Annotated in this window: 14 protein-coding genes; 7 read left to right on the top strand and 7 right to left on the bottom strand. The window is 59.9% G+C overall.

Going from position 1 to position 14192, the window contains the following annotated elements:
• Together BM347_RS09535 and tsaD are read right to left on the bottom strand one after the other, a co-directional pair.
• The gene (locus BM347_RS09535) at nucleotides 1-954 is read right to left on the bottom strand and encodes an NAD(P)H-dependent glycerol-3-phosphate dehydrogenase (protein ID WP_093916246.1); all 954 of its coding nucleotides are present in this window, start codon (nucleotides 952-954) and stop codon (nucleotides 1-3) included.
• Nucleotides 951-2036 (bottom strand): tRNA (adenosine(37)-N6)-threonylcarbamoyltransferase complex transferase subunit TsaD, encoded by a 1086-nt coding sequence (gene tsaD / locus BM347_RS09530; protein WP_093916245.1) that lies wholly within the window; start codon nucleotides 2034-2036, stop codon nucleotides 951-953. The genes BM347_RS09535 and tsaD overlap by 4 nt, the downstream gene beginning before the upstream one ends.
• An 80-nt stretch (nucleotides 2037-2116) precedes the next feature.
• On the opposite strand from tsaD, the gene BM347_RS09525 reads away from it, so the two are divergent.
• Nucleotides 2117-2821 carry a uroporphyrinogen-III synthase gene (locus BM347_RS09525; protein ID WP_093916244.1) on the top strand — a complete coding sequence of 235 codons (705 nt, stop codon included), beginning with the start codon at nucleotides 2117-2119 and terminating at the stop codon, nucleotides 2819-2821.
• Here BM347_RS09525 and BM347_RS17625 read toward each other — a convergent pair.
• Nucleotides 2813-3304 carry a hypothetical protein gene (locus tag BM347_RS17625; RefSeq protein ID WP_139226479.1) on the bottom strand — a complete coding sequence of 164 codons (492 nt, stop codon included), beginning with the start codon at nucleotides 3302-3304 and terminating at the stop codon, nucleotides 2813-2815. The genes BM347_RS09525 and BM347_RS17625 overlap by 9 nt on opposite strands.
• 25 nt (nucleotides 3305-3329) lie before the next feature.
• On the opposite strand from BM347_RS17625, the gene BM347_RS09515 reads away from it, so the two are divergent.
• The 6 genes from BM347_RS09515 to BM347_RS09490 all read left to right on the top strand — a co-directional run bounded on the left by BM347_RS09515 (nucleotide 3330) and on the right by BM347_RS09490 (nucleotide 10107).
• Nucleotides 3330-4232 (top strand): COG4223 family protein, encoded by a 903-nt coding sequence (locus BM347_RS09515; RefSeq protein ID WP_245764237.1) that lies wholly within the window; start codon nucleotides 3330-3332, stop codon nucleotides 4230-4232.
• Nucleotides 4233-4242: 10 nt separating this feature from the next.
• Complete coding sequence (locus tag BM347_RS09510) at nucleotides 4243-5736, top strand: heme biosynthesis protein HemY (RefSeq protein ID WP_093916241.1); 1494 nt, start codon at nucleotides 4243-4245, stop codon at nucleotides 5734-5736.
• Between the two features lie 160 nt (nucleotides 5737-5896).
• Entirely contained in the window at nucleotides 5897-8143 is a 2247-nt protein-coding gene (locus BM347_RS09505) for a heavy metal translocating P-type ATPase (protein WP_093916597.1), read from the top strand.
• Nucleotides 8144-8214: 71 nt separating this feature from the next.
• Nucleotides 8215-8919, top strand: a complete 705-nt coding sequence (locus tag BM347_RS09500) for a fumarylacetoacetate hydrolase family protein (RefSeq protein ID WP_093916240.1) — start codon at nucleotides 8215-8217, stop codon at nucleotides 8917-8919.
• On the top strand, nucleotides 8916-9563 hold the full coding sequence (maiA, locus tag BM347_RS09495; RefSeq protein ID WP_093916239.1) for a maleylacetoacetate isomerase: 648 nt from the start codon (nucleotides 8916-8918) through the stop codon (nucleotides 9561-9563). The genes BM347_RS09500 and maiA overlap by 4 nt, the downstream gene beginning before the upstream one ends.
• Before the next feature lie 76 nt (nucleotides 9564-9639).
• Entirely contained in the window at nucleotides 9640-10107 is a 468-nt protein-coding gene (locus tag BM347_RS09490; protein WP_093916238.1) for a c-type cytochrome, read from the top strand.
• A gap of 67 nt (nucleotides 10108-10174) precedes the next feature.
• Here the strand turns inward: BM347_RS09490 and BM347_RS09485 are convergent, their stop codons facing one another.
• The 4 genes from BM347_RS09485 to BM347_RS09470 form a co-directional block, all read right to left on the bottom strand.
• Nucleotides 10175-11551, bottom strand: coding sequence for a tetratricopeptide repeat protein (locus tag BM347_RS09485; protein ID WP_093916237.1), 1377 nt, complete (start codon nucleotides 11549-11551; stop codon nucleotides 10175-10177).
• Nucleotides 11548-12354 (bottom strand): alpha/beta fold hydrolase, encoded by an 807-nt coding sequence (locus tag BM347_RS09480; RefSeq protein ID WP_093916236.1) that lies wholly within the window; start codon nucleotides 12352-12354, stop codon nucleotides 11548-11550. Before BM347_RS09480 ends, BM347_RS09485 begins: the two co-directional genes overlap by 4 nt.
• Nucleotides 12347-13342 (bottom strand): P1 family peptidase, encoded by a 996-nt coding sequence (locus BM347_RS09475; RefSeq protein ID WP_093916235.1) that lies wholly within the window; start codon nucleotides 13340-13342, stop codon nucleotides 12347-12349. Before BM347_RS09475 ends, BM347_RS09480 begins: the two co-directional genes overlap by 8 nt.
• Before the next feature lie 65 nt (nucleotides 13343-13407).
• Complete coding sequence (locus tag BM347_RS09470; RefSeq protein WP_093916234.1) at nucleotides 13408-14154, bottom strand: SDR family oxidoreductase; 747 nt, start codon at nucleotides 14152-14154, stop codon at nucleotides 13408-13410.
• Nucleotides 14155-14192 lie beyond the last annotated feature (38 nt).

Genomic DNA, 14192 nt, shown 5'->3' with positions numbered 1-14192 from the left:
TTATTCTTCCTTTAGCGGACGGGTCAAAAGCGATTTCATGGCGCTGGGAACATCTAATCGGTTCTCGATCAACCCTGCAACGGCCGCGGTGATCGGCAGGTCCAACCCGTGTTCACGGGCAAGGGCATCAACTGCGCGGGCGGTGGCCGCCCCTTCGACGGTTGTGGTGCTGTCAAAGGGCAGATTTTCCCCAAAGGCGAGGCCAAGTCGATAGTTGCGCGATTGGGCAGAGGTGCAGGTGAGCACCAGATCGCCAAAACCCGACAGCCCGGCCAAAGTTTCAGGCCGGGCCTTTAGGTGTTTGGCCAGCCGCTGCATTTCGGCGAACCCCCGGGTCAGTAAAGCGGCGCGCGCGCTTTCGCCCAGACCGGCACCCATCACGGCACCGCAGGCAATGGCGACGACATTCTTTAACGCGCCGCCCAGTTCTGCGCCGATTGTGTCGGTCGTTCGGTACAGCCGCAGGTTTTCGGTGGTCAGCGCGGTTTGCAGCGTCTTGCCCATCTCTGCATCGGCACAGGCCAGCGTCAGCGCCGTCGGTAATCCGCGTGCGATATCAGCGCCAAAGCTGGGGCCGGTCAGGATGGCGGGCACCGCGTGCGCCAGTGTTTCGCGGATCACGGCAATGGGGCCAAGCCCGGTTTCCAGCTCAATCCCTTTGCAGCAGGCAACGATGGCCTTACCATCCAGAAAACCGGCATTCTGGGCCAGAAACCCGCGCAGTTTCTGCATAGGAACGGCCACCAGAATAATGTCAGCCTTTGCGGCCTCTGCGATGGCTTCGGTGACAAACAGCGGTGCGGGAAAGGGGCAGCCCGGCAGTCGTTTCGTATTTTCGCGCGCTTGCGCCATGTTGCCGCTGTCGCGCGCCCACAGCGAAACCGGCCCTTTATGCGCCAGTGAAATGGCCAGCGCCGTGCCGAATGCGCCAGCACCAAGAACCGCGATGCTCATGCTTTTGCCCCTTTTTTGCCGCTGCCCAACATCGACGGCTGATTGGTATCCAGCGGCCAGCGGGGCCGGGCGGATAGCGTCAGATCGTCAGGGTCGCGCAGGCTGCTTTGCTCTGCCGCCGCATAGGCGATCATGGCGGCATTATCGGTGCACAGCGCAAGCGGTGGGGCGATGAAACGCGCGGTGTTTTCGTCCGAAACAGTCTCTAACCCGTGGCGAATGGCCGTGTTTGCAGCAACACCGCCTGCCACACACAAAGCAGGTTCAGATGGGGCATGTGCCATATAAATCGCCATCGCGCGCCGTGTCTTTTCGATCAGCACATCCACGACGGTGGCCTGAAACCCGGCGGCTAGGTCGGCCTGATCCTGAACGGTCAGCCCGCCTTTTTCGGCGATCACCTTGTCACGGGCGCGCAGCACGGCGGTTTTTAACCCCGAAAATGACATGTCGCAATCGGGCCTGTCCAGCAAAGGGCGCGGTAAGGCAAAGCGTTTCGGATCACCGTCCACAGCCGCCTTTTCTATCGCGGGGCCACCGGGTTGCGGTAATGAAATAAGGCGTGCAACCTTGTCGAAGGCCTCTCCCGGGGCGTCATCGATGGTGCCGCCCAGCCGTTCAAACCTGTCTGCACTATGTACCAGCAGAAATTGGCAGTGCCCGCCCGACACCAAAAGCATCAGATAGGGATAGGCCACATTGTCGGTCAGGCGCGGCGTCAGCGCGTGGCCCGCCAGATGGTTCACGCCATAGAGCGGTTTGCCGGTCGCAGCCGACAGCCCCTTTGCACACATGACGCCCGACAGCACCCCGCCGATTAAACCGGGTCCGGCCGTCACCGCGATTGCGTCGATATCGGCCAGTGTTAGAGCCGCTTTTTCCAAAGCTTGCTCGACACACAGGTCCAGTTTCTCGGCATGGGCGCGGGCGGCAATTTCGGGGACAACACCGCCGAAAGCCGCGTGCAGATCGGTTTGCCCGACCACAACAGAAGACAAAACAACCCCGCCGGCACCGGATGTATGGCGCACGATGGCGGCAGCGGTATCGTCGCAGCTGCTTTCTAATCCTAGAACAATCATGGCTGTTTCCGTTGCAAGGGTGACCCTGGCCAAGTAACACCTTGGGACAGACGGAACAATCCTTGGGGTGCTGCTGCCGAATGTCGCTGCCTGTGCTGATCATGACCCGCCCTGCCCTGGATTCGCGGCGTTTTGTCGCCGGGATAAAGCCGGACCTGCGGGCCAAACTGTCGATCCTTATCAGCCCTCTGTTGCAGATTGTTCCGACCGGGGCCGATCTGGATATGGCACGCCATCGCGGTGTGATTTTCACCTCGGCGAATGGTGTGGCATATGCACCGCCGGGGGATGGGCGTCCTGCCTATTGTGTGGGCGAACGCACCGCCCAAGTCGCGCGGGCGCATGGGTGGAGCGCGGTCGCGTCAGGCCAGAATGCAGAAGAATTGATTAAAGAGGTGATTAAAACAAAGCCCCCCGGTCCGTTGATCCATATCAGCGGTGTGCATCAGCGTGGCGATGTCGCGGCGCGGCTGTCAGAGGCGGGCATTCAGACCGAGGCTATAGCGGTCTACGATCAACAGCTTTTGCCGCTGTCGCCTGATGCGCAACAGGCGTTATCCTCTGGGCTTCCCTGTATTATACCGGTTTTCTCACCCCGGACTGCGGCGCATCTTGCGAGCTTTTGCACGAAGGCTGATAGCCTAATTATTGTCGCGTTAAGCGATGCCGTCGCACAACCCCTTGCAGATTGCGGTGCTGGGAAGTTGATCGTGGCTGATGAGCCAAGCAGCGCGTGCGTGTATGACGCACTTGAAACTGCTTTGGATTGGGCCACGTTATCTTGAAGACCACCCCAAATGCTGTCTAAGGTTGTATAATACAGCCTGACAAGTAACGAGAATCGGAAAGGTGCCAAGCGTGGCGAAAGCGAACACTCCGAGCACGGGCGGGGAGAAACCTGCGGAAAATCCAACTTCACGCGCCTCTACCGCCGCGACCAAGCCAAAAACCGCCCGTAAGACGCCGGCGAAAAAGGCCAAGCCGGCGATAAAGACTGACGCTGCAAAAGTATCGGCAAGCAAGGCATCCACCACCACGGCGGCCAAAAGTGCCTCGACGTCAGTTGGCGAAACGTCGAGCGCCGCAAAAACGGTGGCGAAAAAGGACGCGCCCCGGAAAGACAGCCCAAAACCGGACCAGCGCGCACCATCGCAGACTAAGGCCGAAGCAGCTTCGCCCGGTACAAAGGCTGAAAAGACAGCGGCTGAGGTGAAAACCACAGCGCCCTCCAGCCCCTCGGTAGCGTCGCCCACAACGGCCGAAGTCAAAGACGCGCCAGCTAAGCGTGGCAGCGTGTTTTTTCCATTGTTGCTAGGCGGGATTGTTGCGGGCGGCATCGGTTTTGCCGCTGCCGAACTGGACCTGCTGGACCTACGCGGCGATACTTATACGCAAACCGCACTGGCGCAGGATCTTGCCGCGTTAGAAGGGCGGATCGCAACGCTTGAAAAATCGACAGCAGAACCGGCACCTGCGGCTGATACCAGCGCCATTGATGCCGCGATTGCCGATCTGACCGCCCGTGTCGATGAAATCGCCAACCGTCCGGCACCCGTTGCGGGCGAGGCTTCGCAGCTTGATACCTCGGGGTTCGAAGCCGAGCTTGCGGCGTTAAAATCATCCGCTGAAACCCAACGGGCAGAGATCCAGAAAATGCTGGATGATGCCCTAAGCGTTGAAGAAGCCACCAAACAAGCGGCGCAATCTGCGGCGGCTCAAACCGCCCTTGCACGTATCGTTGCCGCGCTCAGCACCGGCGCGCCCTTTACTGCTGAGGTTGCCGCATTGCAGGCAAACGGCGTTCAAGATGTCCCGCCCGCATTGACCGATGCCGCTGAAACAGGTGCCGCGACGCTTTCGGATTTGCAGGACCGGTTTCCAGATGCGGCGCGCGCTGCATTGGCAGCCGTGCGCGCGGATGCACCCGCCGGGACTGGCGGCGTGTTGGGACGTTTCGTGAAAAACCAGCTTGGGGCGCGGTCCGTGACACCGCGTGCTGGCGATGATCCTGATGCGATCCTGTCGCGTGCCGAAGATGCAATGCGCCGTGGCCAGCTGGCCGAGGCATTGGCCGAAATCGACACATTGCCCGATACAGCAAAAGCACCCCTTGCCGATTGGACTGCGGCGGCGCAAACCCGCGAAGCTGCGCAAGATGCCCTTGATACCCTGTCGCAGCGCCTGACGGCAAACTAAGGAACCTAATATGCTTTGGTCACTGATTAAGATCATTCTTTTCGTTGTCGCGATTGCTGCGCTGGCATGGGGCGCTGGTTTCCTGATGGAAAGCACGGGCGGGTTGCAGGTGACGGTCATGGGGACCGAATACAGCTTTGGCCCGCTGCAATCTGTCATCGCCGTTATTTTGTTGGTGATTGCAGTTTGGCTGTTGCTCAAGGTGATCACGCTGTTGGTGGCGACCTGGCATTTCTTGAATGGCGATGAAACGGCAATGTCGCGCTATTTTGACCGCAACCGCGAAAGAAAAGGCTACGAGGCGCTGTCCCAAGGGCTGATGGCGCTGGCCAGCGGTGAAGGGCATGTTGCGCTAACCAAGGCCGCCAAGGCCGAGAAATATCTGGAAAAGCCGGAGCTGACCAACCTGTTGATCGCGCAGGCCGCCGAGATGGCTGGCGACCGCCGCCTGGCCGAAGAATCCTATCGCAAGATGGTGGAAAATGACGCGACACGTTTTGTTGGCGTGCGTGGCATCATGAAGCAAAAGCTGGCCGATGGGGATACGGATACGGCGCTGAAATTGGCGCAAAAGGCCTTTGCCCTAAAGCCCAAGCACGAAGAAACGGGCGATGTGCTGCTCAAGCTTCAGGCCGAAAAAGAAGACTGGAAGGGGGCCCGCGAGACCCTGAACACCAAACTGAAGAACGGACAACTGCCCCGCGATGTGCACAAGCGTCGCGACGCGGTTCTGGCCCTGTCCGAGGCAAAAGACGTGTTTGCCGAAGGCAACAGCATTGAAGCGCGCGAAGCCGCAATCGAGGCGAACCGCCTGTCGCCCGATCTGATCCCTGCCGCCGTCATGGCCGCGCATGGGTTTATCGACGAAGGCAAACCCAAATACGCCACGCGACTGCTGAAAAAAGCATGGGCCGTTCATCCACATCCCGATCTGGCCGCCGCCTTTGCCGCCATCGCACCGGACGAAAGCCCCAGCGAGCGGTTAAAGCGGTTCACCACCCTGACCAAGTTGCAACCGGATCACCCGGAAACCAAGATGCTGCTGGCCGAGCTGAACATCGCAAACGAGGATTTCCCCCAAGCGCGGCGGTCCTTGGGTGATCTGGTGGAAACCGACCCCACCGCGCGGTCTGTCACCTTGATGGCTGCGATTGAACGCGGTGAAGGTGCGCCGGACAATGTAGTTAAGGGCTGGCTTGCCCGGGTGCTGACCGTGTCGCGCGGGCCACAATGGATCTGCGAGAATTGCCAGCATATTCACGCAGCATGGGCCCCGACCTGCGAAAATTGCCACAGCTTTGATACTTTGGCTTGGAAAACACCCCCCATGACCGAAGTTGCGATGCCCGGCGGGTTGCAAATGCTGCCGCTGATTGTCGGCGGCCTAGAGGACAAGTCGGGCGCGGATGCCGAACCGCCTGTTGCAACGCGGTCTGACATCGAAGATGCCGAATTGATCGACGATCCCGATGAGGACCAGCCCAGCGACACCAAAGAACCCTGAGCCGCGTTCGAAGAGTTCGGGCAGCGGCAGGACTCTCGCGTGCGCCAGCCGATAACGCCGGTTTCTTTATCTGCTATCAACCAGATGCGTGTCGCGACTTGTTCAACTTTGTATCCGGCATCATATATGGGTGTGGTACACCAGATTTAGGATGCACGTCATGACGCTGGATCAAACACAAACCCTTTCGATCAATGGAATGACCTGCGGCGGATGTGCCGCACGTGTTGAAAAGGCGTTGCGGTCGGTGCCCGGCGTGACCGAGGTCAGCGTTAATCTGGCGAGTGACACGGCGATGGTGACCTATCCGCAGGGTGCCTTGCAGATCGACGCGCTGACCAAAGCGACCAGCGATATTGGCTATCCCGCCACGGCGGCGACCAAAGACACCACCAAGAACCAAGCCGTAAAGCGGCGTGAAGAAGCGGCCGAAGGCGCACGTGCGTTCTATTTCGCGGCGGCTTTGGCGCTGCCTGTGGTCGTGTTGGCGATGGGCGCGCATATGTTCCACGCGATGCATATGTTGATTGCCAGCACCATCGGACAACAGGGCAGTTGGCTGATCCAGTTTGTGCTGACGGCGGTGCTGATTCTTGGGCCGGGACGCAAGTTTTATACGGTGGGCATCCCTGCGCTTCTGCGCGGTGCGCCTGACATGAACAGTCTCGTCGCCTTGGGTACCGGTGCGGCGTTTACCTATTCGACCGTCGCGCTGTTCTTGCCGCAGCTTTTGCCCGCCGCCGCTCGCGAGGTGTACTTTGAGGCCGCAGCCGCAATCATCGCGTTGATCCTGCTGGGCCGCTGGCTTGAGGCGCGGGCAAAGGGGCGCACGGGGCTGGCGATCCAGAAACTGATGGGGCTGCAACCCAACACCGCGCGGGTCAAACGCGGGTCGGACTGGGTCGACGTTGATATCTCGGCCCTGAAGGTAGGAGATCAGATCCTGATCCGCCCGGGCGAACGTTTACCAACCGATGCCACGATCATCAGCGGTGAATCCGGTATCGACGAAAGCATGATCACGGGCGAACCTATGCCGCTGCGCAAAACGGCGGGTGACCCGGTCACAGGCGGTACGGTGAACGGCACGGGCAGTCTGACCTGTCGGGTGACCTCGGTGGGCGACGATACGACCCTCGCGCAGATCATCCGGATGGTGCAGCAGGCCCAAGGGGCGCGGCTGCCGATCCAAGGGTTGGTCGACCGCGTGACGCTTTGGTTTGTGCCGGCGGTGCTGGCGGTGGCGCTGTTGACCGTGGCGGTCTGGGCTATATTCGGTCCGTCGCCCGTGTTTTCGCATGCGTTGGTCGCGGGCGTGTCCGTGCTGATCATCGCCTGCCCCTGCGCGATGGGGCTGGCGACGCCGACATCGATCATGGTGGGCACAGGCCGCGCCGCTGAACTGGGCGTGTTATTCCGCAAAGGCGATGCTTTGCAGGGGCTTGGCAGCGTCAATATCGTGGCCTTTGATAAAACCGGCACGCTGACACAAGGACGCCCTGCGCTGACCGCATTGATCCCGGCACTGGGTCGGTCGCGTGACAGCCTGTTGGCGCAGGTCGCTGCCGTAGAAACGCAGTCAGAACACCCGATTTCCAGCGCGATTACCACCGCCGCCAAAAACATGACCTTGCCCGAGGCCACGGGGTTTCAGGCCATCAACGGCCAAGGCGTCACCGCGTCGGTGAACGGGCAGGAAATTCACATCGGCAACGCCCGGCTGATGGAGGGGCTGCAGGTTGATACAACCGGGTTCGCGCGCGAATTTGATGCCCGTACAGGGCAGGGCGAAACGGTATTTTATGTCTCTATCTCTGGGAAAATGGCCGGATTAATCGCGATATCTGACCCGATCAAACCTGACAGCAAAGCCGCGATAGAGGCATTGCATGATCGTGGGATCAAGGTTGCGATGATCACTGGCGATGATCCCAAAACAGCGCAAAGTGTCGCGGCGCGTTTGGGGATCGACCACGTGGTCGCAGGGGTGTTGCCCGATGGTAAAATCGCCGCGTTAGACCAGCTGCGCGGTCAGGATAGTCACATCGCCTTTGTCGGGGACGGGATCAATGATGCGCCTGCCTTGGCCCATGCGAATGTGGGGATCGCGATTGGCACCGGCACGGATGTGGCCATTGAATCGGCAGATGTGGTGCTGATGTCGGGCAGCTTGACCGGTGTGAACAGCGCCATTGCGGTATCGCAGGAAACCCTGCGCAACATCCGTCAGAACCTGTTCTGGGCCTTTGGCTATAACGTCGCGCTGATCCCTGTTGCGGCTGGCGTGCTGTATCCAATGTTCGGCATTTTACTGTCGCCGATCCTTGCCGCGTCGGCGATGGCGTTTTCATCGGTTTTCGTGCTGACCAACGCCTTGCGGCTGCGGCGCATTAAAGTACAGGTTTGATCCTAAATCAGATGACGCCAACAGAATTGAGCGCTATTCCTTGGCCTGAACGGCTACAAAGGATCCCTCCCATGACATCTGAAACCTACGCATTCGCCCCCCCAATGCAGGCAAGCCTGGCGATCAAAGGATCAGACGCGCGGTTTCCGGTACGGCGCATCTTTTGTGTCGGCCGAAACTATGAGGCCCACGCGATTGAAATGGGCAAAGACCCGACGCGCGAGGCCCCGTTTTTCTTTACCAAACCAGCCGATGCCGCGCTTGATACGCCGTGCACCGTTCCCTATCCGTCACTGACCGAAAACCTGCATTACGAGATCGAATTGATCATTGCCATCGGCAAAGGTGGCAGCGATATCGCCGAAGACGACGTGATGGATCATGTTTGGGGGGCGTCGGTCGGGATCGACCTGACCCGCCGCGATTTGCAGAACGAGGCCAAGAAAATGGGCCGTCCGTGGGATTGGGGCAAAGCCTTTGATCACTCTGCCCCGATTGCCCCGATCGTGCCGATTGCTGATGTACCTTCGGTGGAAACCGGGCGCATCTGGCTGGCCGTGAATGGCGAGATCAAACAAGACGCTGATCTGGCCGATCTGATCTGGTCTGTGCGTGAACATGTGTCGATCCTGTCGCGATCAATGACGCTGGCACCGGGCGATATCATCATGACGGGCACACCGGCGGGGGTTGGCGCAGTCGTCGCGGGCGACGTGATCACCGGCGGCGTTGACGGCATAGGAACGCTTGAGGTCACAATCGGCCCGCGCGCATGACCGATCTGGCGCTGCATAACTATTTCCGCAGCTCGACCTCGGTTCGGGTGCGGGCGGCGCTGAACCTCAAGGGATTGGCGTTTGATTATATCCCCCTGTCGCTGCTCAAGGGCGAACAGGCCAGCGCAGCGCATCTGGTGCTGAACCCCTCGGGGTTGGTGCCCACGTTGGTGACGCCGCAAGGCGCATTGCCGCAATCGCTGGCCATTCTCGAGTGGCTGGACGAGGTGCACCCCGAGCCGTCGCTGCTGCCCGCCGACCCGTGGGGCCGTGCGCGGGTCCGCAGCCTTGCGCATATTGTCGCATTAGACATCCATCCGGTGAACAATCTGCGCATTCTCAAACACCTCGAGACTGAGTTTGGTGCAGACGCAAATGCCAAGGCCGCATGGTTTCGGAAATGGGCCAGCGCGGGTATGGGAGCACTGGAAATTCGGCTGTCATCCGAGCCTGAAACAGGTGATTTTTGTCATAAAAACAAGGTCGGATTGGCCGATCTGTGCCTTTATGCACAGGTGATCAATAACGCGCGGTTTGACGTGGATATGGCCCCCTATCCGACGATCCGGCGCATCCATGAAAACTGTTTGGCGGTCCCTGCGTTGCGCGACGCAGCACCCGAATTTCAGCCCGACGCCAGCTAGAACCCGCCGACCTGTCGATGTTGACTAGTGCCACTCCGCGCTATCTAGATCGTATAGGTTTCTAGGGAGATTACTGATGAAATTGATCTATACAGCACTTGTTGCAACTGTCTTTGCCGCACCGGTTTTTGCAGACAGTCACAGCGCGGGCGATATCGCGGCGGGTGAAAAGAACTTTCGCAAATGTAAGGCGTGCCATGCGATTGTAGATGATGCGGGCGAAGTCATTCAAAAAGGCGGCAAAACAGGCCCGAACCTTTTCAACGTCGTCGGGCGTCAAGCGGGATCCGCTGAAGGTTTTAAATACGGCAAATCGCTGGTTGAAGCGGGCGAAAATGGTCTGATCTGGGACGAAGCAACACTGGCCGCTTATATGACCAACCCTGTCGATTTCCTGCGCGAAACACTGGATGACAGCAAAGCCAAATCCAAGATGTCGTTCAAGCTGCGTAAGGGCGGCGAGGATGTTGCCGCATATCTGGCAAGCGTGTCCCCCGCAGCGTCTGAAGCGACGGGCGACGCAGAAGCACCTGCCACCGAATAATAGACCCTAACAGGTCGAAAATGCCCGCCCGGTGAACGCTTGGGCGGGCTTTTTGTTGCGCCGTGGCCTAGCGGGATTGTACCGCAGCCCGTGTTTTTTCAGCACGCGCGCGGGCATTAGCGGCCTGTTCGGGCAAGCCGGATTTTTCATAGACGTCCCCCAGCAACAGGTTCAGCGGAACACCGTCAGGGTCATAGGTGCGGCGCATTTCCAGCACCTGTTGCGCGGCAGAGGCGCGGCCGTCCTGAACCAAGGCATCCAGATGTATCTGTTCAAACAGATCGCGCTGCGCATGGCTGCCGCCACATTCGGCCATGCGGGGCAATGCCTGACCAAGCTGCGCAATCGCGGTCGGCCAATCCCCCTTGCTGTGGGCGATGATGCCGCGGGCGGCTGGCAGGGCGACCTCGGCCCATGCCACGTGATCATAGGGCGCGGTATCTGCGGCTCGTGCGTCGATCGCGGCCATCAAGTATCGCGTTTCGGGGCGGGCAGTGCGGCCAAGCGCATAGAGATATTGCAGCGTTAGAAAGGCGCTGACCGTGTCCTGACCGCGCAGAGCCACGTGATCTGCCACATCGGCCCAACGGTCTCCGACATCGACGCCTGCAAACTCCATCCGGGCCAGCATTGATACCGCGCCGACCTGATCCTGCGAATAATCCTTTTCGAGGCCCCAGATATGCGTGTCATATGCGCGGCACACATCGTCGTGACGCCCCTGCGACAGATAAAACAACGCCAAATGCCACCAATTATGGCTGCGCATAAAAGAGTTCAAATTCTGCCAAGTGTCCGCGACGCTTTCCAGAAAATCCGCGCCCTCGGCCACGCGCCCTTGGGTTAGCATGACATGGGCCAAAGCGTGATGCGCCCAAGGTTCATCATGGCGCAGGGCCATGGCCTGCTGTGCTGCGGTTTCGGCGTCGTCGAGCAGGTGGCATTGCTCGTATCCGAACGCGATCATACCGTGGACGTAAGGAATATCGGCGGCATCCGGCAGCGCCTTGAGGGCAAAGCGCAACATGCCCGCCGCATCGCCCGTGTTGAACAGGTGGTACTGCGCCAATTTGAGCATGACCACATCGCGTGGGTATTCGGTTGTGATGGCATCGCATCCGGCCAGCATCTCGGGGATATCGCCATCGACCCAAAGGCCGATGGTGTCGATCACCTGCGCCTCGCGCGCGGTTCCCGGCGTTGCAGCGCGTGCGCGGGCCATGTAGGGCGCGGCCTTTGAAGGGGCAGCGGGGGCTTCTAGGAACATCCACAGCATTGCGGCATAGGCATTGGCCAGCCCGCAATCAGGGTCCGCATCGGCGGTCGGGATGATATTGGGGGCTTTGGTTTCATAGGCGATAAAGCCGTGAATGAAATCATTGATCCCCTGCACCGTCTGCGGGTTCTGCGTGGTGATCGGCAGGCCATATAGATCGGTGGTCATAACGCGCGCCTTATCGGATGGGTCTGTGCAAGGGCTTTGACGTGGTCCGCTACGGTGTCAGCGGCGTCCCAATGTATCGAATGCCCTGCGTTAGAGACGATATGAACCGGTAATCCGCCCAACGCTGATTGGGCCAATGGCAGCGGAATAAGCATGTCATCCGCTGCCAACAACGCTTGGGCAGGGACGGGCCATTCGGGTGGCAGACGCGGGGGCTGATAGCCCTCCAACGCCTGCAATTGATGCGCCATGCCCTGAACCGTTTGCGCATGGGCATAGGCAAGCGATGCGGCGGCGGCATCATCAACTGCGCCCGGAATATCGTAAACGGCGGGGGCGAAAAGCCACGGAAAGAACGCGCGCAGCCACGTGTCAGGGGCGGCATTGCTTTGCCGGATCGCAAGTAACGCGTTGAACAGGGCCAAGTTGCGGGTCAGACGGAGGGGCGCGCTGGCGGCTAGGGTCAGACTGGCGATTTTGACGGGAACGGTCTGCATCATCTCAAGCGCGATCATACCGCCCATTGAATGACCCAAAACATGGGCCTGCGGCATGTCCAGATGATCCAACAGCGCGGCGCAATCTTGGGCGTAGATGCTGACCGAAACGGGCGCATCAACTGGCGTGGTCCGCCCTGTTGTGCGGTTGTCTGGCCGGATCAGGGTAAAATAAGGCTCTAACAGGGGGATTAAAGGTGCCCAGCTTGCGCTGTCACTGACCATTCCTGCGATCATCAACAACGGCGGGCCCGTGCCGCTGACCTCGTAGTGCAAGGTGACGTCAGGCAGGGAAAGCTCAGGCATTTAGCTCTCTCCAGCTGGGCAGCAGATCACCGGGGGCTGAGGTGGCCTCGTACGCAGCGCGGGCAATTGCCCGGGCAAGGCACAGGGATGCGGCATGGCCGATAAGCAGGAGCATGCGATCATCAACCTCGTGATCTGCGGTGCTGAGCGCGAAGACCAGATCACCATCATGGGGCGTGTGCGCGGGGACGGTGGCGCGAGCGATGCCGTCATGGGCCGCAACGGCCATCCGCTTGCATTGCGCCTTGGTTAGGGTCGCATCTGTGGCCACGATTGCGATGGTGGTGTTTTCGCGTGGCGACATCGCAGCCATCTTGCGACTGTCGGGATTAAGGCCCAAGCCGCTGCTTGCATCAGGCCCTAACCCGCCGAATTCTCCGTTCATCTCAAAGGGCGCGGCATAGAAATGACGATCACCGGGGGTCGTTACGGCCCCCACAGGGTTCGCCGCGACCAAGGCACCCACCATCGTCCCATCGGGGAGCTGCAGGGATGCGGAACCAAGCCCACCCTTGACCATCGCGCTAAGCGCGCCGGTGCCTGCGCCCACGGTGCCAAGTTCGAAACTGTGGCTGGCTGCATCGAGTGCTGCCCGGCCAAGTGACCTGTAAGGGTTTTCGGTCCAGTCTTTTTCGCCGCCATTCAGCAGATCAAACAGGATCGCGCCGGGCACCAAGGGGATTGTGGCAGGCCCTACCTGAAACCCGCGACCCGCAGCGCGCAGCCCGTCAACCACGCCGGAACAGGCATCCAGACCGTAGGCAGACCCGCCGGACAATACCAAGGCATCCACGGCCGCGACCGATTTATCAGGGGCCAAAAGGTCAGTCTCGCGGGTGCCAGGCGCGCCGCCCATCACATGCACGGAGGCGGTAAAGGGATTGTCGCCCAGCAGAACGGTGGTGCCGGATTTGAGGGCATCATCTTGGGCGTTACCAACATAAAGGCCAGCGACGTCGGTAATCAGGTTTTTGGGCCCGGTTTTCATAAGTATCTGCCTGTTGAGAGGATGGGACGCTCCGCGGGGAGTTTATTTGGCAAAATGAAAGACCTCTAGATACAACGGCCGCCGTCGACTTCCATTGCGACGCCGGTGATCATGCTTGCCTCGTCCGAACACAGAAAGAGCGCCGCGTTGCCCATGTCTTCGGGTTGGCTGAAACGGCCCAACGGGATGGTGGACAGGAATTTGGCGCGCATTTCGGGGGTGTCTTCGCCCATGAAGGTTTTCAATAGGGGCGTTTCGCCTGCGACCGGATTGATCGCATTGACGCGGATGCCTTGGGGGGCGAGTTCAACGGCCATCGTTTTGGTCGCGGTGATCATCCAGCCCTTTGACGCATTATACCAGTTGAGGTTGGGCCGTGGCGACACGCCAGCGGTGGACGCCACATTCAGGATCGCGCCGGATTGCCGCTGTTTCATATGCGGCACAATGCTGCGGGCGGTGAGGTAGACTGATTTCATATTCACCAAGGCGACGCGGTCAAAGTCTTCTTCACTGATTGTTTCAAGCGGGGCAGGCATGTGAGATACGCCCGCGTTGTTGATCAGGATGTCAATATGGCCCCAAGCCTCAAGCGCGGCACTGGCCATCGCTTGGACCGATGCGCCATCCCCGACATCAACCCGTTGGGCAATGGCGTGATCGCCCATTTCGGTGGCAAACTGCCGGGCGGCATTACCGTTGATATCGGCCACCATGACACGCGCGCCTTCTTGGAGGAAACGGCGCACGATGCCCGCCCCAAAGCCAGAGGCACCTCCGGTCACGATAGCGGTTTTTCCTGTCAGTCGCATGTTGGGCTCCTTTATTTGGCGGGTTTCGGCTGCATGCT

This window comes from Sulfitobacter marinus (assembly GCF_900116285.1).
Lineage (GTDB): Bacteria > Pseudomonadota > Alphaproteobacteria > Rhodobacterales > Rhodobacteraceae > Sulfitobacter > Sulfitobacter marinus.
The sequence above is the reverse complement of the archived record's forward strand: the minus strand, read 5'-3'. Positions and strand labels throughout refer to the sequence as shown.

Coding starts and splice junctions, on each gene's coding strand:
- BM347_RS09475 (WP_093916235.1), bottom strand. CDS start 13,342: ATGAAAACCGGGCCCAAAAACCTGATTACCGACGTCGCTGGCCTTTAT.
- BM347_RS09490 (WP_093916238.1), top strand. CDS start 9,640: ATGAAATTGATCTATACAGCACTTGTTGCAACTGTCTTTGCCGCACCG.
- BM347_RS09500 (WP_093916240.1), top strand. CDS start 8,215: ATGACATCTGAAACCTACGCATTCGCCCCCCCAATGCAGGCAAGCCTG.
- BM347_RS09510 (WP_093916241.1), top strand. CDS start 4,243: ATGCTTTGGTCACTGATTAAGATCATTCTTTTCGTTGTCGCGATTGCT.
- BM347_RS09480 (WP_093916236.1), bottom strand. CDS start 12,354: ATGCCTGAGCTTTCCCTGCCTGACGTCACCTTGCACTACGAGGTCAGC.
- maiA (WP_093916239.1), top strand. CDS start 8,916: ATGACCGATCTGGCGCTGCATAACTATTTCCGCAGCTCGACCTCGGTT.
- tsaD (WP_093916245.1), bottom strand. CDS start 2,036: ATGATTGTTCTAGGATTAGAAAGCAGCTGCGACGATACCGCTGCCGCC.
- BM347_RS09485 (WP_093916237.1), bottom strand. CDS start 11,551: ATGACCACCGATCTATATGGCCTGCCGATCACCACGCAGAACCCGCAG.
- BM347_RS09505 (WP_093916597.1), top strand. CDS start 5,897: ATGACGCTGGATCAAACACAAACCCTTTCGATCAATGGAATGACCTGC.
- BM347_RS09470 (WP_093916234.1), bottom strand. CDS start 14,154: ATGCGACTGACAGGAAAAACCGCTATCGTGACCGGAGGTGCCTCTGGC.
- BM347_RS09535 (WP_093916246.1), bottom strand. CDS start 954: ATGAGCATCGCGGTTCTTGGTGCTGGCGCATTCGGCACGGCGCTGGCC.
- BM347_RS09525 (WP_093916244.1), top strand. CDS start 2,117: ATGTCGCTGCCTGTGCTGATCATGACCCGCCCTGCCCTGGATTCGCGG.